Origin of the sequence: Periweissella fabalis (genome assembly GCF_012396505.1) — a bacterium.
GTDB classification, from domain to species: Bacteria; Bacillota; Bacilli; order Lactobacillales; family Lactobacillaceae; genus Periweissella; species Periweissella fabalis.
This window is the reverse complement of record NZ_JAAXPN010000001.1, coordinates 557222-578375: the sequence shown is the minus strand read 5'-3', so window position 1 is coordinate 578375 and position 21154 is coordinate 557222. Positions and strand designations below refer to the sequence as shown.

Here is a 21154-nt window from a genome sequence, read left to right as displayed (position 1 = left end):
AAGTTAATATAAAAAACAAAGTTCGATGGTATAACTGCTTTTTAGCAGTAGTTTGCTATCAAAACATACTTTTGAAGTTAGATATATTTGAAATAGACCCAAAAAGACCAGGAAAAATTTATTTCCGCATTGGCCTTTTTGGGTCTATTTTTAGATTGTTTGAGCTATGCCAAAGTTCCTTTTATTATTTTTTGCAAACATCTATTTACTTATATTTAGCATAATATTATCAATTTAACTTCGATAAGTATTGTATTTTTGATATATGATATACTAAATATTAATACCATAGCGGAGGAATAGTGATGACAAAAGTGTATTTTGTACGACACGGTAAAACGGAGTGGAACCTTGAAGGACGTTATCAAGGTGCTAATGGAGATTCTGAACTTTTAAATGAAAGTTGGCATCAAATTGAACAGTTAGGAACTTATCTTCGTGCTGAAGGCATCATATTTGAGCGTGTTTACGCTAGCCCAATTAAGCGAGCTCGTCAGACAGCTATCGAATTATGGCCCTATTTGGTAGGTAATCCGCAGCTAACTTTAAAGAGTGGCTTGAAGGAATTTGCTCTTGGTAAATGGGAAGGGCAAAAATTTATTGATGTTAAAATGCAGTATCCTGAACTATACATTGGGTTTCGTGAGAACCCTAAATTATGGGACGGTCCTCAAATTGGTGCAGAATCTTTTGAAGAAGTAATCCAACGTTTTACTAATACAGTTCATAATGCAGTTGCAGCTAATAAAGCCGATGCGAACTTATTGTTTGTATCACATGGAGCAGCAATTACAGCTGGAGTCGGGGCTTTATTAGGAGTTCCATTGGCTGAACTACGTGCCCGTGGGGGTATTAGTAATACTTCATTGACTATTTTAGAAACTATGGATAATGAACATTATACAGAGATTATTCGAAATCAAACAGATTATCTAAGTGCTCCTAAAAGTGCAACGGATACGATTTAAAATAGGTAAAAGATGATATGGAAGAGAAACGACGTATACTTGCTAATGAAGTTGATCAAACAATTAAAAAATTGGTCAGCATGATTAATAAAAATCCTAATGATTGGCGTAATTATAACGATTTGGGCATAGTATTAGTTCAAATAGCTGATTATGCAAGTGCTGAGGAGTTAATTATGAAAGCACTAGGATTGTTTAAAACGGATGCTAAAGCCCAACAAAGTTTACTGTATACCCTAGGTAACGTCTACTATGGGGCTGGTGAATATCAAAAAGCAATGAAGTATTATCAAAAAATTATTGATAATACGATTAAAGGCGATGCGTTTGTAATGATAGCACAAAGTTTTATGCAACAAAAACAATATCAACAAGCATTAGTTTATGCATTGACCGCCCAAGAAATGTTACCCGATGATGTAAAGATACTAATATTAGTTGGTGACATTTGGCTAGCGTTAGGAGATTTTGATAAAGCAGATGTTGAATACCGACGTGCACTTAGTTATGATACTGATAATGTAGCTGCTTTATTTGGCCGTGGTATTATAGCCCTAACGCTCAATCGACCAAGTGCCGCCTTATTTGCACGGGTTGAGCAATTGGATAGTAAGTATTACGCGGATAATAAACAACGAGTTGATGAAATAGCAACTGTTATTCATAGCCGCCAAAATAAATAGATAAATTATTTAAAAGGAGTCACCATGAACGATGAATTATCATTATTTGAAGACCAAACAGAGCAACCTTACTTATTAGGTAAGGTTACAACAATTTTTTTTGCGGCTGCAGATAGTTTCTATAAAGTAGTCTTATTAAAAGTGTTGGAGAATAATTTTGATTGGGCAGAACCTGAAATAGTTGCGACTGGTTCATTTGGTGAACTGCGAGAAGAAAACACGTACCGCTTTTTTGGTAAAATTGTACAACATGCAAAGTATGGTCAACAGTTTCAAGTAACTAATTATCAATCAGAAGGGCCCACTACAGAAAGTGGATTAATTAATTATTTGGCCAGTGACAGTTTCACGGGGATTGGTGAAAAAACCGCTGAACGGATTGTTGATCTGTTAGGATTAGATGCAATTAATCAAATTTTAGTGGACCCCAGTAGATTAGCACCTTTAAATTTGAAGGAAGCTGTAATTACGAATTTAGTTGAACAATTAAAGTTAAATAATGGGATGGAACAAGTTGTAATCGGTCTAAATCAATATGGCTTTGGCTCAACACTTGCAACAGCAATTTATCAGAAATATCAAAATGAAGCACTTGAGGTTATTCATCGTAATCCATATCAACTTGTAGAAGATATTGACGGGATTAGTTTTAAAAGAGCTGACCAAGTTGCAAGAGTTATTGGCATTAAAATGGATAGTACCATTCGAATAGAGGCGGGGATTTTAGCAACACTAGATCAACAAAGTTTTAATAGCGGTGATGTTTATAGCGATGTTAATGATGTCTTACAAGGTGCACGACAATTATTATCAGTTGGTGTGCAAGTTGAGATTACATTATCACAGGTTCAAGAAGCATTATTAAAGTTAGTTACTAGTCAACGAGTTGTTGCGGATGGCGAAAAAGTTTACCTAGCTAGTTTATATTTAGCAGAATGGCAGAGTGCGACGCAATTAGTTCAAACATCATGCCAAAAAAATCTAATTACTTATAGTAATGAACGTATTTTGGCAACTATTAAAAAAGTTGAAAAGATGTTTAAAATTAAGTACGATGATTTGCAAAAACAAGCCATTATCGATGGTATCAATGCACCAGTTTTTGTACTTACTGGCGGACCAGGTACGGGTAAAACAACAATTGTGAATGGGTTAGTAGCAACATTTGCACTATTACATGAAGTCGATCTTGATGTAAATGCTTACAAAGAAGATAATTTTCCAATTCTTTTAGCCGCACCTACTGGTCGAGCGGCTAAAAGAATGACCGAAACAACTGGCCTACCAGCCAAGACTATTCATCGACTGCTAGGTTTAACTGGTCGTGAGCGAAATGAAGCTCCGGATGTTGAAGAATTAAAAGGATTGCTACTAATTGTTGATGAAATGTCAATGGTTGACATTTTACTTTTCAATACCTTGATGAGTGCGGTTCCGACTAAAATGCAAATAATTTTCGTCGGTGATAAAGACCAATTACCATCAGTTGGCCCCGGACAAGTATTTGCTGATCTATTAGCAAGTAACACATTTAAACAAGTTGAATTAACACATATCTATCGCCAAGCTAACGAAAGTTCAATTATTCCTTTAGCCCATGCCATTAAGGATGGTGATTTACCAGATAATTTGACAATTAATCAGTCAGATCGGACATTTATTGCTGCTCATGCCAATCAAATTCCAAGTGTGATTGAAAAAGTTGTTCAACGAGCACAACAGAAGGGATTTGCTTTTAATGACATGCAAGTTTTAGCACCTATGTATCGTGGCTTAGCAGGAATTGATAATTTAAATCAAGTTATGCAAGATATCTTAAACCCGTTAAATGCTAAAAAGACTCGTGAGGTTGAATTTAATCAGCAAAAATTTCGCGTTGGTGATAAGGTATTACATTTAGTTAATAGTCCTGAAAGTAATGTGTTTAATGGAGATATTGGCCAAATTGTGGGTTTAACTTTAAAGACTGATAAAGGAAACGTTGAAAAAGTTGATCAACTAACAATTGCCTTTGATGCTGGTGAAATAACATATCCAAGGTCAGAATGGAAAAGGTTGACTTTAGCATATGCAACTTCAATTCATAAAGCTCAAGGGAGTGAATTTAAGTTAGTAATTATGCCAATGGTGCAACAATACTCAGTAATGTTGCAACGTAATTTGATTTATACAGGAATTACACGTGCCAGTGAGATGTTAATCTTGATTGGTGAACCTGATGCATTTAAACGTGGTGTAAATAACGTCGGAGCACACCGGGCAAGCACACTTCAACAACGAATTCAACAAGTCTTAAGTGGTGAAGAAAGTGTTATTATAAAAAATGACACGGAAGAGTTAATTAAAGCTAAAGCACTAATTAATTCTAAAAGTGAATTAAATCCTGATAAAACAAAAGCTAATCAACAAGCTAAGCCATTATCAACTAGTTCAATTAATGAACAAATGGCGGCCAATACGTCGTTAGATTTATTTGATGAGGTTTCTAGTTATCAGGCCTTAAATACAAATAAAGATAAAGGATTATTAACAGGAAAATTAGCTGAACCAACTGTTGTATTTGGAACGATACTAACCGACGATATGATATTAAATAATGAAATTGATCCAATGATTGGGATGGAAAATGTCTCACCATATGATTTTGTTGAAAAAGTTGATTAAGTTAGTTGCAAGACATCGTTGAGCTTGCGATAATTATAGTTGTTATAATGTGAAATTGAGGTAGGAAAATGTCAGAAGAAAAACAGGTTAAGCTTTTTGCGCTTAATTCTAATTTACCATTAGCCCAAAAAATTGCGGAAGAATTGAATGTTTCAATAAGTGAAGCAGAGGTAAACCATTTTGCCGATGGAGAAATTCAAATTCAAATTGGTGAATCAGTACGTGGAGCAGAAGTATATGTAATCCAATCTGTTGCTGATCCCGTTAATACATCATTAATGGAATTGATGATTATGGTTGATGCATTACGGCGTGCAAGTGCAGCTACAATTAATGTTGTGATGCCATATTATGGTTATGCTCGTCAGGATCGAAAAGCACGTTCTCGTGAACCAATTACAGCTAAGTTGATTGCTAGTTTACTTGAAATGAATGGTGTTGATCGCTTGATTACGATTGATTTACATGCTGATCAAGTTCAAGGATTTTTCAATATTCCAATTGATCATCTATTGGGTGCACCATTACTTGCTAACTATTTCTTTACCCGTAAATTAGTTGGAGATGATGTCGTTGTTGTCTCGCCATCACATTCTGGTGTAAGTCGTGCACGTAAATTTGCCGAATTACTTAAAGCACCAATTGCAATCATTGATAATCGTGATGATGAAAATAATGAAGCAGGGCCATCATCAATTATTGGGGATGTTGCTGGTAAACGTGCTATTATTGTGGATGATATTATTGATACTGGTCTTTCAATGTCGGCTTCATCACAAGCGTTGGATTTTGCCGGAGCTAAAGAAGTGTATGGTGTTGCAACGCATGCGGTATTATCAGCTAATTCAGTTGAGATTTTACGTGATGCACCGATTAAGGAACTTATTACTACTGATACAATTAAAGTGCCAGTAGAGAAGCAATTTAGTAAATTAACACAATTATCAGTAGGACCATTGTTTGCATTAGCAATTGAGCGTATTCATAATAATGAGCCAATTGAGGATTTATTACGTTCAAAAGACAATGAAGATGTTCAATTATAAAATAATTTCATAAATTTATATTGACTGATATTATAATTTTTGATATGATAACCTATGTTGTGTTTCACGTATTTTAACGTGTTGCTACAACCGCACGGATCACGTATTTAAGCATAGCGCGTGTTATGGCGAGTCTAAGAAAAACACAAAGGAGGTGCACAATATGGCTGTGTACGCAATTATTGAAACTGGCGGCAAGCAATACAAAGTAGAAAAGGGTGATGCCATCTACGTTGAAAAGCTTGACGTTGAAGCAGGTGAAAAAGTTACTTTTGACAAGGTTGTTCTTTACAAGAACCGCACTGCAAAGATTGGTGAACCATTCGTTGCTGGTGTTAAGGTTGAAGGTACTGTGGAAAAGCAAGGCAAGCAAAAGAAAGTTGTTACTTTCAAATACAAGCCTAAGAAGCACATGCACACTAAGCAAGGTCACCGTCAACCATACACTAAGGTTGTTATTAGCGCCATCATTGCTGACTAATTCAATTTTACTAAATCAAAATTAAACTAAATCATGGAGGTGCTCAAAATGTTATTGAACATGGAAAGCCTTACAATGTTCGCCCACCACAAGGGGGGTGGATCATCTGCCAACGGACGTGACTCTGCTGGTCGTCGTCTTGGAACTAAAGTAGCTGACGGTCAATCATTGACTGCTGGTTCAATCATCTACCGTCAACGTGGAACTCACATCTACCCAGGTGTAAATGTTCGTCGTGGTAACGATGATACTTTATACGCTGTCGCTGACGGTGTTGTTAAGTTTGAACGTAAAGGCCGTGACAAGCGTCAAGTATCTGTTTACACTCGTGAACAATACAACGCAATCATCGCAAAATAATTAGAACTTTGTGAAAAAGCCGTAATTCCTTTGGGATTGCGGTTTTTTTTGTTCACAAACTTTAAATGTTTTTAATTTTTAAGATACTTGGAAGCATTACTAACAAGTATATGTAGCAGCAAATAGTTTAGTTTTTATAAAAAGAGGCGTATAATGTTTCTTTATTGCCGAATTTAAATTTTTAAGGAGAATTTATGAAAACATTTTTTTCGAAGAAACCAGTTATTTTTTCAATTTTTTTAGGTATTATTTATCCGCTATTTATGGTTGGAATTTATATTGGTACATACAAGCAGTCAGTACACAAAATCGATCAGTTGGACATAACTTTTACGGGTAACCGACAAGTATATGAGGGCTTTAAAGATAGTAAAGATTTTACTTTTAAGTCCAATTTCGTAACTAGTAAAAAGCAAGGTGAAGAAGAACTCCAAAAGAACCAAGCAATTATGATGGTGGATGTTGATAAGGATAAACATGTTAGATATTATGTGAATAGTGGTAGTGATGTTTTTTCACGACAAGTAGCTGAAAAAGCAAATGAAATTATGTCACCATTCTTCCTTACAATCGCCACTTTTATTGGGGCTTTATCATCAGGAATTGTAATTGTAGGAGTCTTTCGAGCTAAGATTATGAACGAAAAGAAAATTTGGATGGACTATGTTTCACTGCAATTAGCGTTTATTATTATTTCAATTTTCTCACCCATCGTAGGAGCCTTAACATTACAACACATTAATAACCTTTCATCAATGGTAACGCTTGATTTAATTTTACACGGTATGTTATTTATGTATGTGAGCTTCTTGTTATTACATATTGTTTTCCTACTACTAGAACAATATGCAATGGCGGTAGCTGTACCAATAATGCTTTCACAATTTGTAACTTCAGGAAGTATTGTTCCATATTCAACATTAACACCATTTCGAAAGTTGGTTACTTCAGTATTCCCAATGTACTCAAATGTAAAAGATGTAACGGCAATTATTTTTGGCTTCGATGATAAATACAGCCAAGTGCCACATTTATTATTTTTAGGTGTTGCTTATTTAATAATTGGGATGATCGTATTACATTTCAAGAATATTTACTGGAAAAAAGAATTTTCATTTATGGTTTTGAAATAAAGATAATACTATCATATTAAAACATATAATAAAAAAAGCAGAGTTTACTCTGCTTTTTTTATATTTTCCAAGCTAGGCCTTACAACTAATGATAAAATTAATTAAAATAAGCTTAAAGGAGGAAAGTGGATGGGAAAAGGCATACTTTTTGATAAAGATGGCACATTATTTGAATTTGGGCCCATTTGGATGCAAGCAACAGTTGAATTTCTAGAAGCCATTACGATTAGAACTGATCAAAAGGATGCAGTTGTTCAGGCCTTAGGAATGGTTAATGGGGAGCTAGTTAGTGACTCAGCCTTAACATCAGGAACACCCTTAGATGTTGCGCAGATATTAGTACAATATCATGTTTTTGATACTAATTTACAAGCAGAGCAATTTGTAAAAGATTTTTTTTATGAATTTTTGATAGCACATCTCGATAATGTAAAGCCGATTGGTGATTTGATAGGTTTGTTGACGCGTTTGAAAAAAGCTGGCTATAAATTAGGAATCGCAACATCTGATGAAACAAATTCAACTATAAAGACGTTAAAATATGCCAATGTTTTTGATTTATTTGATTTTATTGCGACGGCTGATGACTATCCGACCAAACCTAATCCGGCAGCACTATATGCATTCTGTCAAAATTGCAAATTAACCGTTAATGATGTAATTGTCGTTGGCGATTCAAGAATGGATATTCAATTGGGCCACTTTGCCAAAGCTGGTATTGCAGTTCTATCAGGAACAAGTAAAGCTACGAATTTTACTGATTTAACAGAGTATATTTATCCAAGTATTCAAGAAGTACCATACGAAGAAATTTTAATGGATGTAAAAAAAGTTTAAAATACGAATGCTATTATTTAGAAGTACAATATTAATGCTAAGATAGCGACAAGAATAGAAATGAGGGTTACGTTATGCCACTGTTAAGATTTGATTTAAATAAAGAGGCTTGGGGTGATGCTAACCGGCGCAAAAAGTTATTAGATATCGCATATCAAGTAACTTTGGCTGCCTTTAATGCACCAAAAGGTGATCGATATCAGATAGTTAATTTGCACCAAGCTGATGAAATGATTATAGAAGATACTGGCTTAGGTTTTAAGCGTACTGAAAATGTAATTATCCTTTCAATTACAACACGTCCTCGAACAGATAATGAGAAGAAAATTTTTTATCATGACTTCGTCGCTCTTGTAGGTGAACAATTAGGTATTTCACCAACGGATATTATGATTAATATGGTTGAAAACACTAATTATGATTGGAGTTTTGCTAATGGGAAAGCTCAATTCATAACTGGTGAATTATAATTAAAGCTTTAACTTATCTTAAGTGGCAGTGCAGTAGTTTTGTAATTATTAAAAAATAATGTATGCTTACGCCAAACTAAATTAACGGGATAATTATTAACGTGCAAATATTGATTGGCCTCGGAGGGCGTTAGTTTTACTTGATGCATACAACCATCCAATGTTTTAAACTTCATACCATAAAAATCTCGGTGACAATCATGTGACATAAATAAGTTGATAATTGGCCAATCATGCCAAGTAAGTACTTTATATTTAGTGATTGAAGTTGCTTGATAGTTAATAAACTGAACCGAAGGAATAGGAGCACCTGTTGCAGTAAATTTACCTGTTGGATGACTATCATAAAATGATACCGATGCAGTACTTGTAAGTGAAGTTGCAGCATTAACTGGAGATGATGCTAAGACAATTAATAGCATTATAATTGCGATTGATACTTTTTTCATTTTTAGAATCCTTTCGTTGTTGAGCAGCGATGATTAATATAGCAAAATAAATTTGGTGATACAATGAATTTATTTTGCTATGCTTAAAAAAATAAATTTTATTTTTTTATAAGGATTGATTATAAAAAAGTTGTAAAGTAGTTTTAAAAATATTATGTAGTAATTTTTTGGTATAATACGATGCTAATTATTTGTTCAAATATACAATATAGTAATATAATGAAGGCATATTAAAAGGGGGACTATTATTATGTCATTTGAAGAAAAAGTTGAAAGTACTAAAGATCAAGTAACCGGTAAAGTAAAGGAAGTTGCCGGTGAAGTGACTGATAACCAAAAATTAGAAGCTGAAGGTAAAACAGAAGGCCTTTTAGGTAAAGCAAAAGATGCACTTATCGATGCTAAAGATAAAGCCTCAGATATGATTTCAGATGTATCTGACACGGTTGCTGAAAAATTTAATGATACAGTTGATAATCTTCGAGATAAAAAGGAAGATAAGTAAATTATCGCCCAATTTCTGTATAGCGCTATTTTTGTTTGTTAAAATAGATTTTAAGTTAACTAATGAGCAAAAAAATAGTTATGTAAAAAAATATTGCTATATATGTGATTATTTAGAGGTTATAACTTTGTGAAGGTTGTAATTTGTTCTGCTTAAGAGTATTATAAAGGCATGGATTTATTCCATATCTTCATGCTTGTCCATCTAAAATATCTGTCCACAAATAAAAGACTATGAAGCTAAAGCTCATAGTCTTTTGTTTTATTTTAATTAGGAAAGTTATCTGAACAATAGGTACTGAATAAATTAAGCAATATTCTACTCGCAGTATGAAAAAAGGACTATAATGGCGTTGTTAGGTTATATCAATAAATTCTTGAAAGAAGGTTTTTAAATGGCATACAAATCAATTAATCCTTATAACAATGAACTATTGCACACCTATGAGAATACAACTGATAAAGAAGTAGAAAGCGTAATTTCACAAGCCCATGAGTTATATAAAAGTTGGCGTAATGACGATGTTAGTTCACGTCAGCATGTGTTAAATAAATTAGCTGGTTATTTTGAAGAGCATGAACAAGAATTGGCTGAAGTATTAACGAAAGAAATGGGTAAGCGCATTGTTGAAGCTAAGGGAGAAGTAGCATTAACGGCAATGATTGCGCGCTATTATGCTGACAATGCAGAGCGTATTTTACAACCAGAACAAGTTGAGACTACGATGGGGGAAGCACAAATTATTTCACGCCCGCTAGGTGTAATTTTATCTGTTGAACCATGGAATTTCCCATATTATCAAATCATTCGAGTATTTGCACCTAATTTTATGGTTGGGAATCCAGTTATATTAAAACATGCAGCTAATACACCAGGTTCAGCGGTTGCGTTTGAAAAAGCAGTGGTTGCCGTTGGTGCCCCTAAAGGTGCTTTTAAAAATTTATTTGTAACTCATGATCAAATTGCGAATATTCTGGCAGATGAACGTGTCCAAGGCTTAGCTTTTACAGGTTCAGAGGCTGGTGGTCGAGTTTTAGCTAAACAAGCCGGGGCTAATTTAAAGAAGAGTTCATTAGAACTTGGTGGTAATGATGCTTTTATTATTTTAGATGATGCTAATTTTGATGAACTTGATAAAATTATTGGTCAAGCGCGCTTGTACAATGCCGGTCAGGTATGCACGTCTTCAAAGCGTTTTATTGTGACATCTAAAAATTATCACAAGGTATTAGATTTACTAATTAGTAAATTTGATAATGTCCATGTAGGAGATCCACTTGATCCAGCTACACAACTGGCACCTTTAAGTACAGTCAAAGCTAAGCAATTGTTAGTTGATCAAGTTCAAAAAGCAATTGCTGGTGGTGCTAAATTGGCTTTTGGTGAAATTAACACAGATTTAGATACAGCACATTTTGATCCAATTATTTTAACGAATATGACCCCGGAAAATCCAATGTATGATACTGAATTCTTTGGTCCAGTGGGGCAAGTTTACGAAGTGTCAGATGAGGCAGCAGCAATTGAACTAGCTAATGATTCACATTATGGCTTGAGTGGGATAGTCTTTAGTGGTGATGCAAATCATGGAGCTGAAGTTGCAAGCCAAATAGAAACTGGAACAGTTTTTGTTAATTCATACGGTGGAACTTTACCTGAATTGATTTTTGGTGGTGTTAAAAATTCTGGTTACGGTCGTGAGCTTGGTGAAGAAGGAATTAAAACCTTTGTCAATCAAGAACTAATTGTTACCCGCCACACACCAATTGATTTAAATAATGCTGGTGGTGGTTTTGTTTAAAATTAATGGAATCTTTCAACAGTTTCAACGGTGTAGTTTTGATTGCCACTTAACAATTTTGAAACTGGACATCGACTTTCTGCTTCTTTAACGAAATTTTGTGCTGTTGTAAAGTCAACTCCCGGAATTCGAATTTGGACATGAACTAAGAATTCATACACAGCTTGTTCACCAACAAATGCAACATTAACGTGGACTTGGGCACTTTGCTTAACGTGATGTTCATTTTCGATGGCTTGTAAAGTTGCCTTGAGGCAGGTTGCCAGAGACATTCCCAACAATTGCTCAGGGTTAGTACCAGGATGATTATTCATCGGATTACTAATTTTGACTTTAATTTCATCTGGGATGTATGCGTGACCTTCAAGGCCTTCATCATTTATAGCTGTAGTCACATACAATGGTTTGTTCCAACGAGTATCCATAATAAGCCCTCCAAATTATAAGATAACTTTATTTTAGATGAAAGCGTTATCAAAAACAATCGTAGAATAAGAAAATAGTTAAATATTAAAATTTATCAATTAAAATAAAATTAATTTATTAAACAAAATTGTTTACAAACTATAATGTACTATGTATAGTAGTACATATAATATACATAAATATGGAAAGGTGGGGCTAACATGAATATCAACCCAACCAGTGGGAGGCCACTTTATGAACAATTAATGTTTGGGATTAAACAAGATATCTTGTTAGGCATCTTACAACCTGGTGATAAGTTACCATCAGTTCGTGAAATGGCTCAACAGCAATTAGTTAATCCTAATACAGTTGCAAAAGCGTATAAAGCTCTAGAAGGGCAAGGAGTTATTGATACCGTTCTTGGACGGGGCACATTTGTAGCTGAAAATTCAAATGATTTGGGGCCTGATCGGCAACAAATGAATCAATTTAAGCGGCAACTAAATGATCTTCTAACAGAAGGGATGTATATCGGCTTATCACGACAAGAAATAATTGACCTAATGAGTGAATGGTATGGAGGAACACATGAGGCTAGACGTTAATGAACTAAAGAAAGTAATTAATAATCAAACGGTTATTGAAAATATTAATTTTAGTATTGAGCCAGGGCAAATTGTCGGTATTGTTGGTCGTAATGGAGTTGGTAAGACGACACTATTTAAAACGATGACAGGAATCTATATAGCCGATGAAGGCCAAATAACAATTGATAATCAATCAGTTGATAATCATTTAAATCTTAAACAAGATATTTTCTTTGTTGATCCACTCAATAATTTTAATATTAACTATACGCCAATTGAAATTGCTAAAATGTATGCAATTGTTTATCCAAAATTCAATACTAAGCAATTCTTGGTAGAGGTAGCTAAGCACAATTTACCTATTAAACAACGAGTTAAAAATTATTCTAAAGGGATGCAAGGGTTGTTTAATGTTTTATTAGCTTTGGCAACCCGAGCTCAATTTGTTATTTTAGATGAACCGTTTGATGGCTTAGATGTTTTAATTCGTGAAAATGTTAAACGAATTTTGATTAATGCCGTACAATTAAATCAAATTAGCTTAATTATTTCTTCACATAATTTAACTGAATTGGATACACTAATTGATAAAGCGATAATTTTAAAAGATACCACCGTTAGTTGCCAATATAGCTTAGAAAACTTACGCGAAACGGCGCGTAAAGTGCAATTAGTCTTTAAGGATGGTTTACCCAGTCAATTGCAAGCATTTGGAACGGTTGTTGAAGAACGTGGACGTGTATCAGTGATGGTTTTTGAAAACTATACGCCGCAACTAGATGCCAAAATTGCTAGTTTAGGCCCACTTTTATATGAAGAATTACCATTATCGTTGGAAGATTTATTCCGCTCGCAATTGGTTGACGAAGCTGATTATATTTTGCAGAAATAGGAGTTATTATGAATATTTATAATTTATTATGGCGCCGGTATTACAAAGTACTATTAACAGTGATGGTAATAATTTTAGGTGTGTTTATTTATCAAACAAGTACGCAACTTGGTGAATGGCAATCAACGAACACCTTTATGCATTCGCAAACGTTCAAAGTTGATTATGCTAGTGATGTGGAAATTATCAAAGCCAATGCCCATAAAACCCAAGCACAAATTCAAGCTGATCAAAAACATGGCTTAAATCAGTCACAATATATTATTAGTGATAAAGAGCGTAAACAGCCATTAACTGAAGCACAATTTGTTAAGCGTGGCACTCAGTTTTTTACTAAAGAAACTAAATACATGGGGCCTGAAAGTTACCTTGAAGATGGTAGTCACCGAGATAATGGTTGGTTTGTGGCTGGCATGATTATACCGATGAGCATCATGTTTATTTTTGTTTTGATGTTTTTACTGGCGGAAGATAATGCACAAAACTTTAATTTGTTTTTAGCAAGTACTCGCTTTAAACGGACTAAAATCATGCTAGCTAAAATGGTCTTATTAGTTGGTGGGCCCTTGTTGGCGATTGCCGTTGGGTATGGGATTTACTTTGCAACGACGTATTTAGTTGTTCCAGCCCAATACTACAACATCGCTAGTAAATTAAGTGATTTTAGTAGTTTATTTAATGCATTTGGTTGGATATTATGTGTTAGCATGCTCTTTTGTTTAGCCAGTGTGCTAATTGGTAAGCGCTTTGGTAGTGCATTTTTAACAGGCTTATTTTTATTATCAGTACAATTATTACCTCAAGTATTTGTTAATATTAAATACTTTGGCCACGCTGATGCCTCCTTGCGATATGCCAACACAATGCTACGCCAATTTAATAAGTTTATCCAAACACCACAAATGGGGATGGCATTAATCGTCTTGGCTTTGATTATGGGGTTGGTAGCAATCAAGCTTTTTGATTACTTGTCAATGGAACGCAATGACCAATTTGTGATGTTTAGACAGTTACGTTGGCCACTTTGGATCGTCATCTTACTCTACACGGCAATTGTCTTAGCTACGATAATGCCTAGTGATAGTAGTACTCGGGAACTATACTTAATGTTAGCTGGAATTTGGGTATTCATTAACGCGATATTGTATTACCTTATTTTTGAACCTCAATCATGGCGGCATACAATTAAATCAATTAGTTAAAATAAATAAAAAAGAACTAGCACTTGCTAGTTCTTTTTTATTGCTATTACTGGTAAAATTAATAGGATAGATTTAAACCGCTTTGCATGTGGCATGCATAAGGGACGTTAAATCCAGATAAATGATGGAAGATAGAAAGGACGGACTCGATAATGAACTTAGAAGAAATGCGAGAACGCCAAAAAAATATTCGAAATTTTAGTATTGTTGCCCATATCGATCACGGTAAATCAACAATTGCTGACCGAATTTTAGAATTAACACATACCGTTACGGCCCGTGAAATGCAAGATCAATTACTTGATTCAATGGAATTGGAACGGGAACGCGGAATTACCATCAAAATGAACTCAGTTGAGTTACATTATGATGCTGAAGATGGTGAAACATACATTTTCCACTTGATTGATACTCCAGGTCACGTGGACTTTCAATATGAAGTTTCGCGTGCGCTTGCAGCCGGTGAAGGGGCGGTCTTGGTGGTTGATGCTGCCCAAGGGGTCGAAGCTCAAACATTATCAAACGTTTATTTAGCGTTAGATAATGATCTTGAAATCGTGCCATTGATTAACAAAATTGATTTACCAGCGGCCCAACCGGAAGTTGTCCGTGAAGAAATTGAAGATGTTATTGGAATTGATGCTTCTGAAGCCGTGTTAGCTTCGGCTAAGCAAGGTATTGGGATTCAAGAATTACTGGAACAAATCGTTAAAACGGTGCCTGCTCCAGACGGTGAACTTGACGCGCCATTGAAAGCCTTAATCTTTGATTCAGCTTATGACCCATACCGTGGCGTTGTCTTGACGGTGCGGGTTCGTGAAGGCATTGTTAAAGTTGGTGACAAAATTAAGATGATGCACTCGGGTGCTGAATACGAAGTGACTGAAGTTGGAGTTAATTCACCCAAGCCAGTTGCGCGTGAATTCCTTGGTGCTGGGGATGTTGGTTACATTACGGCGTCTATCAAAGATATTAAGAGTACCCAATCTGGGGATACAATTACGTTAGCTACTAACCCTGCTAGTGAACCACTTGAAGGTTACCGTCAAATGACACCGATGGTTTATTCAGGGTTATATCCAACCGATAACGCTAAATTTACTGATTTACGGGAAGCGTTGGAAAAGTTGCAACTTAACGATGCCGCGTTAGAATTTGAACCGGAAACATCACAAGCACTTGGTTTTGGGTTCCGGACTGGCTTCTTAGGCTTGCTTCACATGGATGTTATTCAAGAACGGCTTGAACGGGAATTTGATTTGGACTTGATCACGACCGCACCATCCGTAACATACCATGTTACAAAGACCGATGGTGAACAAGTCGATGTCTCAAATCCGGCGGAAATGCCTGAAGTTTCAGCAATTCGCTATATTGAAGAACCATATGTTCATGCAAGTATCATGGTGCCTAACGATTATGTTGGGACGGTCATGGAACTTGCCCAACGTAAACGTGGTGAATTTGATACAATGGATTACATCGATGCTGCACGGGTAAATGTTAAATATTACATGCCATTATCAGAAATTATTTTTGATTTCTTTGATAAGTTAAAATCAGGTACACGTGGTTATGCTTCACTAGACTATGAACCAGCTGGCTACCGTCAAAGTGACTTGGTAACGATTGATATCTTGCTTAATGCACAAAAAATTGATGCGCTTAGTTTCATCGTGCACCGTAATTTTGCGGCCGAACGTGGGCGAATCATTACTGGTAAGTTGAAAAATATTATTCCTCGTCAAAACTTTGAAATTCCCGTGCAAGCAGCCATTGGAGCCAAAATTATTGCACGGACAAACATTAAAGCCTACCGAAAAGATGTTACGTCTAAGATTCACACTGGGGATCCCGATCGCCGGGCGAAGTTGCTTGATAAGCAAAAACGTGGTAAAGCGCGGATGAAGTCAGTTGGGACTGTTGATGTGCCACAAGAAGCCTTTATGGCGGTACTTAAAACTGATGACGATGATGATTTTAAAAAGGGTCATTAATCTACTTGCAATAAATGTTAAAACACGTTATATTTATGTTTAATAACTGATGACTAAAGATAAAGAAAAGTACGGTAAATGTTAGGCGCAGAAAATTGGTGGTGGCTGTGAACCAAGCTAATATTTACTTGAAAGACACTTTTGAAGTCCAGCTTAGGCTGCGTATCCTCGCGTTACGAGGTAAGTGATAAACTAAGGTGGTACCGTGCTTTTTTAAGCGCCCTTACTAGTATTTTGTGCTAGTGAGGGCGCTTTTTTTGTCCAGTCACGCATATAGAAAGGTAATACAATGGCTAAACAATCATTCCAAAAACCAAAGGGAACCGCGGATCTTTTACCTGGTGACAGTCTTAAATGGCACTATGTTGAAGAAACAGCGCGGTTATTATTTAATAACTACCAATACAACGAAATTCGGACACCATTGTTTGAAAATTTTGAAGTTTTCTCACGTTCAGCTGGGGATACTTCAGATGTTGTAACTAAAGAAATGTATGATTTCCACGATAAGGGTGATCGCCACATCGCCTTACGCCCAGAAGGTACAGCCGGCGTGGTTCGGGCCTTTGTTGAAAATAAATTATTTGCGCCCGAACAAGTAAAACCTTACAAGGTATTTTACATCGGACCAATGTTTCGTTATGAACGGCCGCAAGCTGGTCGGATGCGTCAATTCCACCAAATCGGGGTGGAAGCCTTTGGGGCTGATTCACCAGCTTTAGATGCCGAAGTTATTGCCATGGCGATTGATTTCTTCCAATCACTTGGCTTAACGAGCTTAAAAGTGGCGGTGAATACTTTAGGGGATGCCGAATCACGGGCCGCTTATCGGCAAGCCTTGATTGATTACTTAGAACCACATGCAGCGGAATTAAGTGCTGATTCACAAGAACGGTTACACAAAAATCCCTTGCGTGTTTTAGATTCAAAAGATGCTAAAGACCAAGTGTTTGTTGAAAATGCTCCATCAATTCTTGATTATTTGACACCAGCGGCCCAAGCACACTGGGATAAATTAAAAACTATGCTTGATGCGCTTGGTTTAGATTACGAAATTGATGCATCAATGGTTCGTGGTTTAGATTATTACAACCACACGATTTTTGAAATCATGACAAATTCAAGTGCACTTGGTCATGGTTGGACAACCATTTCTGGTGGTGGTCGTTACAATGGTTTAGTTGAAGAACTTGGTGGACCAGAAACTTCAGGAATTGGTTTTGGGATTGGACTTGAACGTTTGATGCTCTTACTTGAAAATGAACAAACACCGTTACCTGAAGTGGAACCACTTGATTTTTATGTTACTAATATTGGTGAAGAAACTGACGTTGAAGCTTTAAAATTAGTACAAGGAATTCGTTCATACGGTTACACCGCTGAACGGGACTACTTAGACCGGAAACCAAAGGCGCAATTTAAAGCGGCGGATCGATTAAATGCATTATACGTGCTAACAATTGGTCCAGAGGAATTAGCTAACCAAGAAGTTAATTTGAAGAACATGGAAACTGGGGAGCAAATTAAAGTACCATTGGTTAAAATTTATACAGAATTGCCATTTTTAATTGAAAATGAAGAGGACGCATTAGCTAACTTAGCTGATGACGCAGAGTAGGAGATTAGTTATGAAACGGACAACATATGCGGGATTGGTTGATGAATCATTTGTCGGAAAAGACGTTGTATTAAAAGGATGGGTGCAAAAACGCCGTGACCTTGGAGCCTTAATTTTCATTTCTTTACGTGATCGTGAAGGAATTGTGCAATTAGTATTTTCTGAAGAATTTAGTGTTGATGCTTTGGCAGTTGCTGATCAAATGCGTTCAGAATACGTTGTTGAAATTCAAGGAACCGTTAAGGCCCGTGATGCTAAGACTATCAATGCTGATATGAAGACGGGTAAAATTGAAGTTGAAGTTCACAATGCTAAAATCTTGGCTGAAGCAAAGACCACGCCATTTGATATTGAAGATGAAATTAGTGTATCTGATGAATTACGTTTGAAATATCGTTACTTAGATCTACGTCGCCCAGTAATGCAACGTAATATTTTAATGCGTTCAAAGATTACTAAAGCAACTCATGATTTCTTAGATGAAGAAGGCTTTGTCGATATCGAAACACCATACTTGGCAAAATCAACGCCAGAAGGGGCGCGCGACTATCTTGTTCCTTCACGGGTTTACCCAGGTAGTTTTTATGCCTTACCACAATCCCCCCAATTGTTTAAGCAATTATTGATGGGGGCCGGTTTCGACCGTTACTACCAAGTAGCACGTGCCTTTCGTGATGAAGATTTACGTGGTGATCGGCAACCAGAATTTACCCAACTTGATGTCGAAATGTCATTTATGGACCAAGATGAAATCCGTGAATTAGTTGGCCGCTGGGTTGCTCGGATTATGCAAGATGCTGCCGGTGTAACGGTTGATCCAGCTGCATTCCCAGTGCTTGAATGGGCCGAAGCAATGGAACGATTTGGAACAGATAAGCCGGATTTACGGATTGCCTATGAATTAGTTGACTTAAATGAATTGGCAGCTAAATCAGAATTTGGCGTCTTCTCAAGTACGGTTGCTAATGGTGGCGCTGTTAAAGGGATTACTGTACCTGGTGGGGCTGAGCACTACTCTCGTAAAGACTTAGACAAATACACCCAATACATCGAACGTTTCGGTGCTAAGGGTATTGCGTGGGTTAAGGTTACCGAAGAAGGCTTTAATGGGCCGGTTGCGAAGTTCTTGAACGCCCAATTTGCTGAAATCACAGCGGCCATGGATGCCAAAGTTGGTGACTTATTACTCTTTGTCGCCGCTAAAGCGGATGTTGTTGCAGGTAGTTTGGATTACTTACGTCGTGACACGGCTAAAACGCTTGGATTAATTGATGAATCAAAATGGGGCTTTGCTTGGATTATCAACTGGCCGCTCTTTGAACACCAAGAAGAGGAAGACCGTTGGATTGCGGCACACCACCCATTCACAATGCCTAATGAAGAAGACTTACATTTCTTTAATGAAGGTGAAGATCCCCACCAGGCTCACGCACAAAGTTATGACTTAGTGTTGAATGGTTATGAACTTGGTTCAGGTTCAATCCGTATTCACACGATGGATATTCAAGAAAAAATGCTCAAGGCACTTGGTTTTACCGCTGAATCAGCGCATGAAGCATTTGGTTTCTTGCTTGATGCCATGGAATTTGGGTTCCCACCACTTGGTGGAATTGCTCTTGGACTTGACCGTTTAGCAATGATTCTTGCTGGGCAAGATAACATTCGTGAAGTGATTGCCTTCCCTAAAAATAGTAAGGCTTCTGAACCAATGACTGAAGCACCACAACCAGTTTCAAAACAACAAATTGAAGTTGACTTAGGTTTGAAAGCACCAGTTTATGCTGAAAACGATCAACCTAATATGGCTGAAGAATAATATCAAAAAAGGATTCGCGTAGCGAGTCCTTTTTTCTGTAAAGTTCGTATTTCTTAGTGAATTCATCAGTTAAACACGAACTATATTTTATTTATTAGGATATTTTTCGTATTAAAATCATTTTTAGCTTTCAATTGTAAATAAAGTTCGGTATAATGTTTTCTTGGGGCTTGGATAAATAATAAAGTTCGTGTTTTGTAAATTAAAATGAAAAAGTTTGAGGATAGATAATGAATAATGGATTAACAGTTTTTGATTATGAAGATGTACAACTTGTACCACGTAAATGTGTGATTACAAGTCGATCACAAGCCGATACATCAGTTCAATTTGGTCCAATGACTTTTAAAATTCCGGTGGTACCAGCTAACATGCAAACGGTAATTGATGAACCATTAGCGATGCACTTAGCTGAAAAGGGATTTTTCTATGTCATGCATCGTTTTGAACCAGAAACTCGTTACGATTTTGTCGTTAAAATGCATCAAGCCGGTTTATTTGCTTCAATTAGTATTGGAGTTAAAGCAGATGAACATGCGTTGATTGAACGCTTTGCGGCGGAAGGCATCGTACCAGAATACATTACCATTGATATTGCCCATGGTCATTCTGAAACTGTGATGGACATGATTAAATTTATTAAAGCCCGTTTACCAGAAACTTTCTTAATTGCTGGAAATGTTGCCACGCCTGAAGGGGTGCGAGATTTAGAAGATGCCGGTGCTGATGCCACAAAAGTTGGGGTTGGACCTGGTAAAGCTTGTATCACGAAGCTTAAAACCGGTTTTGGTACCGGTGGTTGGCAATTAGCCGCGTTACGATTATGTGCCAAAGCGGCTCGCAAGCCAATTGTGACGGATGGTGGTATTCGTTATAATGGTGATATTGCTAAATCAATTCGCTTTGGTGCTGATATGGTTATGATTGGTTCATTATTTGCTGGTCATGAGGAAACGCCCGGTGAAAAGTTTGAAATTGACGGTGAGATGTTTAAAACTTACTTTGGTTCCGCTTCACAATTCCAAAAGGGTGAATACAGCCACGTTGAAGGTAAGAAATTATTTGTTCCTTATCGCGGTTCAATTGATAACACGCTCCAAGAAATGCATGAAGATTTACAATCAGCAATTTCATATGCCGGTGGCCGCGTCTTAAAAGACTTACACCAAGTTGATTATGTAATCGTCAAAAATTCAATTGTGAATGGTGATACTTATTAAAAAAATAAAGAGAAGAT

20 protein-coding genes and 1 other annotated feature are annotated in these 21154 nt (G+C 36.4%); of the genes, 18 read left to right on the top strand and 2 right to left on the bottom strand.

Going from position 1 to position 21154, the window contains the following annotated elements:
- Positions 1-305: 305 nt before the first annotated feature.
- The 9 genes from HF964_RS02900 (at position 306) to HF964_RS02860 (ending at position 8642) form a co-directional block, all read left to right on the top strand.
- Positions 306-968 (top strand): histidine phosphatase family protein, encoded by a 663-nt coding sequence (locus tag HF964_RS02900; RefSeq protein WP_168721542.1) that lies wholly within the window; start codon positions 306-308, stop codon positions 966-968.
- 17 nt (positions 969-985) lie between these two features.
- Entirely contained in the window at positions 986-1651 is a 666-nt protein-coding gene (locus HF964_RS02895) for a tetratricopeptide repeat protein (RefSeq protein WP_168721541.1), read from the top strand.
- Positions 1652-1675: 24 nt separating this feature from the next.
- Positions 1676-4315 (top strand): SF1B family DNA helicase RecD2, encoded by a 2640-nt coding sequence (gene recD2, locus HF964_RS02890; protein WP_168721540.1) that lies wholly within the window; start codon positions 1676-1678, stop codon positions 4313-4315.
- 68 nt (positions 4316-4383) lie between these two features.
- Entirely contained in the window at positions 4384-5361 is a 978-nt protein-coding gene (locus HF964_RS02885; RefSeq protein WP_168721539.1) for a ribose-phosphate diphosphokinase, read from the top strand.
- A 78-nt stretch (positions 5362-5439) separates the two neighbouring features.
- Positions 5440-5507 (top strand) — a sequence feature (ribosomal protein L21 leader region).
- A gap of 23 nt (positions 5508-5530) precedes the next feature.
- Positions 5531-5842 carry a 50S ribosomal protein L21 gene (gene rplU, locus HF964_RS02880; protein ID WP_168721577.1) on the top strand — a complete coding sequence of 104 codons (312 nt, stop codon included), beginning with the start codon at positions 5531-5533 and terminating at the stop codon, positions 5840-5842.
- A 48-nt stretch (positions 5843-5890) separates the two neighbouring features.
- Positions 5891-6202, top strand: coding sequence for a 50S ribosomal protein L27 (rpmA, locus tag HF964_RS02875; protein ID WP_168721538.1), 312 nt, complete (start codon positions 5891-5893; stop codon positions 6200-6202).
- A gap of 194 nt (positions 6203-6396) precedes the next feature.
- Positions 6397-7335 carry a hypothetical protein gene (locus tag HF964_RS02870; protein WP_168721537.1) on the top strand — a complete coding sequence of 313 codons (939 nt, stop codon included), beginning with the start codon at positions 6397-6399 and terminating at the stop codon, positions 7333-7335.
- Positions 7336-7464: 129 nt separating this feature from the next.
- On the top strand, positions 7465-8172 hold the full coding sequence (locus HF964_RS02865; protein ID WP_168721536.1) for an HAD family hydrolase: 708 nt from the start codon (positions 7465-7467) through the stop codon (positions 8170-8172).
- A gap of 74 nt (positions 8173-8246) precedes the next feature.
- Positions 8247-8642: a tautomerase family protein gene (locus tag HF964_RS02860; protein ID WP_168721535.1), complete on the top strand. Its 396-nt coding sequence runs from the start codon at positions 8247-8249 to the stop codon at positions 8640-8642.
- Between the two features lie 8 nt (positions 8643-8650).
- On the opposite strand, the gene HF964_RS02855 is transcribed toward HF964_RS02860, so the two are convergent.
- On the bottom strand, positions 8651-9091 hold the full coding sequence (locus tag HF964_RS02855) for a hypothetical protein (protein WP_168721534.1): 441 nt from the start codon (positions 9089-9091) through the stop codon (positions 8651-8653).
- Between the two features lie 250 nt (positions 9092-9341).
- Here HF964_RS02855 and HF964_RS02850 point away from each other — a divergent pair, with 250 nt between their 5' ends.
- The gene (locus tag HF964_RS02850) at positions 9342-9596 is read left to right on the top strand and encodes a CsbD family protein (protein ID WP_168721533.1); all 255 of its coding nucleotides are present in this window, start codon (positions 9342-9344) and stop codon (positions 9594-9596) included.
- 394 nt (positions 9597-9990) lie between these two features.
- Positions 9991-11397: an NAD-dependent succinate-semialdehyde dehydrogenase gene (locus HF964_RS02845; protein WP_168721532.1), complete on the top strand. Its 1407-nt coding sequence runs from the start codon at positions 9991-9993 to the stop codon at positions 11395-11397.
- A 2-nt stretch (positions 11398-11399) separates the two neighbouring features.
- Here HF964_RS02845 and HF964_RS02840 read toward each other — a convergent pair whose 3' ends face one another.
- Positions 11400-11825: an OsmC family protein gene (locus HF964_RS02840; RefSeq protein ID WP_250786664.1), complete on the bottom strand. Its 426-nt coding sequence runs from the start codon at positions 11823-11825 to the stop codon at positions 11400-11402.
- Between the two features lie 198 nt (positions 11826-12023).
- On the opposite strand from HF964_RS02840, the gene HF964_RS02835 reads away from it, so the two are divergent.
- The 7 genes from HF964_RS02835 to HF964_RS02805 all read left to right on the top strand — a co-directional run bounded on the left by HF964_RS02835 (position 12024) and on the right by HF964_RS02805 (position 21137).
- Positions 12024-12410, top strand: coding sequence for a GntR family transcriptional regulator (locus tag HF964_RS02835; protein WP_168721530.1), 387 nt, complete (start codon positions 12024-12026; stop codon positions 12408-12410).
- Positions 12394-13284 (top strand): ATP-binding cassette domain-containing protein, encoded by an 891-nt coding sequence (locus tag HF964_RS02830; protein ID WP_168721529.1) that lies wholly within the window; start codon positions 12394-12396, stop codon positions 13282-13284. Before HF964_RS02835 ends, HF964_RS02830 begins: the two co-directional genes overlap by 17 nt.
- 8 nt (positions 13285-13292) lie before the next feature.
- Positions 13293-14486 carry a hypothetical protein gene (locus HF964_RS02825; protein WP_168721528.1) on the top strand — a complete coding sequence of 398 codons (1194 nt, stop codon included), beginning with the start codon at positions 13293-13295 and terminating at the stop codon, positions 14484-14486.
- Between the two features lie 152 nt (positions 14487-14638).
- On the top strand, positions 14639-16483 hold the full coding sequence (gene lepA / locus HF964_RS02820; RefSeq protein WP_168721527.1) for a translation elongation factor 4: 1845 nt from the start codon (positions 14639-14641) through the stop codon (positions 16481-16483).
- Positions 16484-16772: 289 nt separating this feature from the next.
- Positions 16773-18101: a histidine--tRNA ligase gene (hisS, locus tag HF964_RS02815; protein ID WP_168721526.1), complete on the top strand. Its 1329-nt coding sequence runs from the start codon at positions 16773-16775 to the stop codon at positions 18099-18101.
- A 10-nt stretch (positions 18102-18111) separates the two neighbouring features.
- Positions 18112-19917, top strand: a complete 1806-nt coding sequence (gene aspS, locus HF964_RS02810; protein WP_168721525.1) for an aspartate--tRNA ligase — start codon at positions 18112-18114, stop codon at positions 19915-19917.
- A 230-nt stretch (positions 19918-20147) separates the two neighbouring features.
- Positions 20148-21137 (top strand): GMP reductase, encoded by a 990-nt coding sequence (locus HF964_RS02805; protein ID WP_168721524.1) that lies wholly within the window; start codon positions 20148-20150, stop codon positions 21135-21137.
- Positions 21138-21154 lie beyond the last annotated feature (17 nt).

What these genes read in the sequence shown, in the direction of transcription:
- HF964_RS02900 (WP_168721542.1), top strand. Translation starts at nt 306, where the DNA reads ATGACAAAAGTGTATTTTGTACGACACGGTAAAACGGAGTGGAACCTT.
- HF964_RS02895 (WP_168721541.1), top strand. Translation starts at nt 986, where the DNA reads ATGGAAGAGAAACGACGTATACTTGCTAATGAAGTTGATCAAACAATT.
- recD2 (WP_168721540.1), top strand. Translation starts at nt 1,676, where the DNA reads ATGAACGATGAATTATCATTATTTGAAGACCAAACAGAGCAACCTTAC.
- HF964_RS02885 (WP_168721539.1), top strand. Translation starts at nt 4,384, where the DNA reads ATGTCAGAAGAAAAACAGGTTAAGCTTTTTGCGCTTAATTCTAATTTA.
- rpmA (WP_168721538.1), top strand. Translation starts at nt 5,891, where the DNA reads ATGTTATTGAACATGGAAAGCCTTACAATGTTCGCCCACCACAAGGGG.
- HF964_RS02870 (WP_168721537.1), top strand. Translation starts at nt 6,397, where the DNA reads ATGAAAACATTTTTTTCGAAGAAACCAGTTATTTTTTCAATTTTTTTA.
- HF964_RS02865 (WP_168721536.1), top strand. Translation starts at nt 7,465, where the DNA reads ATGGGAAAAGGCATACTTTTTGATAAAGATGGCACATTATTTGAATTT.
- HF964_RS02860 (WP_168721535.1), top strand. Translation starts at nt 8,247, where the DNA reads ATGCCACTGTTAAGATTTGATTTAAATAAAGAGGCTTGGGGTGATGCT.
- HF964_RS02855 (WP_168721534.1), bottom strand. Translation starts at nt 9,091, where the DNA reads ATGAAAAAAGTATCAATCGCAATTATAATGCTATTAATTGTCTTAGCA.
- HF964_RS02850 (WP_168721533.1), top strand. Translation starts at nt 9,342, where the DNA reads ATGTCATTTGAAGAAAAAGTTGAAAGTACTAAAGATCAAGTAACCGGT.
- HF964_RS02845 (WP_168721532.1), top strand. Translation starts at nt 9,991, where the DNA reads ATGGCATACAAATCAATTAATCCTTATAACAATGAACTATTGCACACC.
- HF964_RS02835 (WP_168721530.1), top strand. Translation starts at nt 12,024, where the DNA reads ATGAATATCAACCCAACCAGTGGGAGGCCACTTTATGAACAATTAATG.
- HF964_RS02830 (WP_168721529.1), top strand. Translation starts at nt 12,394, where the DNA reads ATGAGGCTAGACGTTAATGAACTAAAGAAAGTAATTAATAATCAAACG.
- HF964_RS02825 (WP_168721528.1), top strand. Translation starts at nt 13,293, where the DNA reads ATGAATATTTATAATTTATTATGGCGCCGGTATTACAAAGTACTATTA.
- lepA (WP_168721527.1), top strand. Translation starts at nt 14,639, where the DNA reads ATGAACTTAGAAGAAATGCGAGAACGCCAAAAAAATATTCGAAATTTT.
- hisS (WP_168721526.1), top strand. Translation starts at nt 16,773, where the DNA reads ATGGCTAAACAATCATTCCAAAAACCAAAGGGAACCGCGGATCTTTTA.
- aspS (WP_168721525.1), top strand. Translation starts at nt 18,112, where the DNA reads ATGAAACGGACAACATATGCGGGATTGGTTGATGAATCATTTGTCGGA.
- HF964_RS02805 (WP_168721524.1), top strand. Translation starts at nt 20,148, where the DNA reads ATGAATAATGGATTAACAGTTTTTGATTATGAAGATGTACAACTTGTA.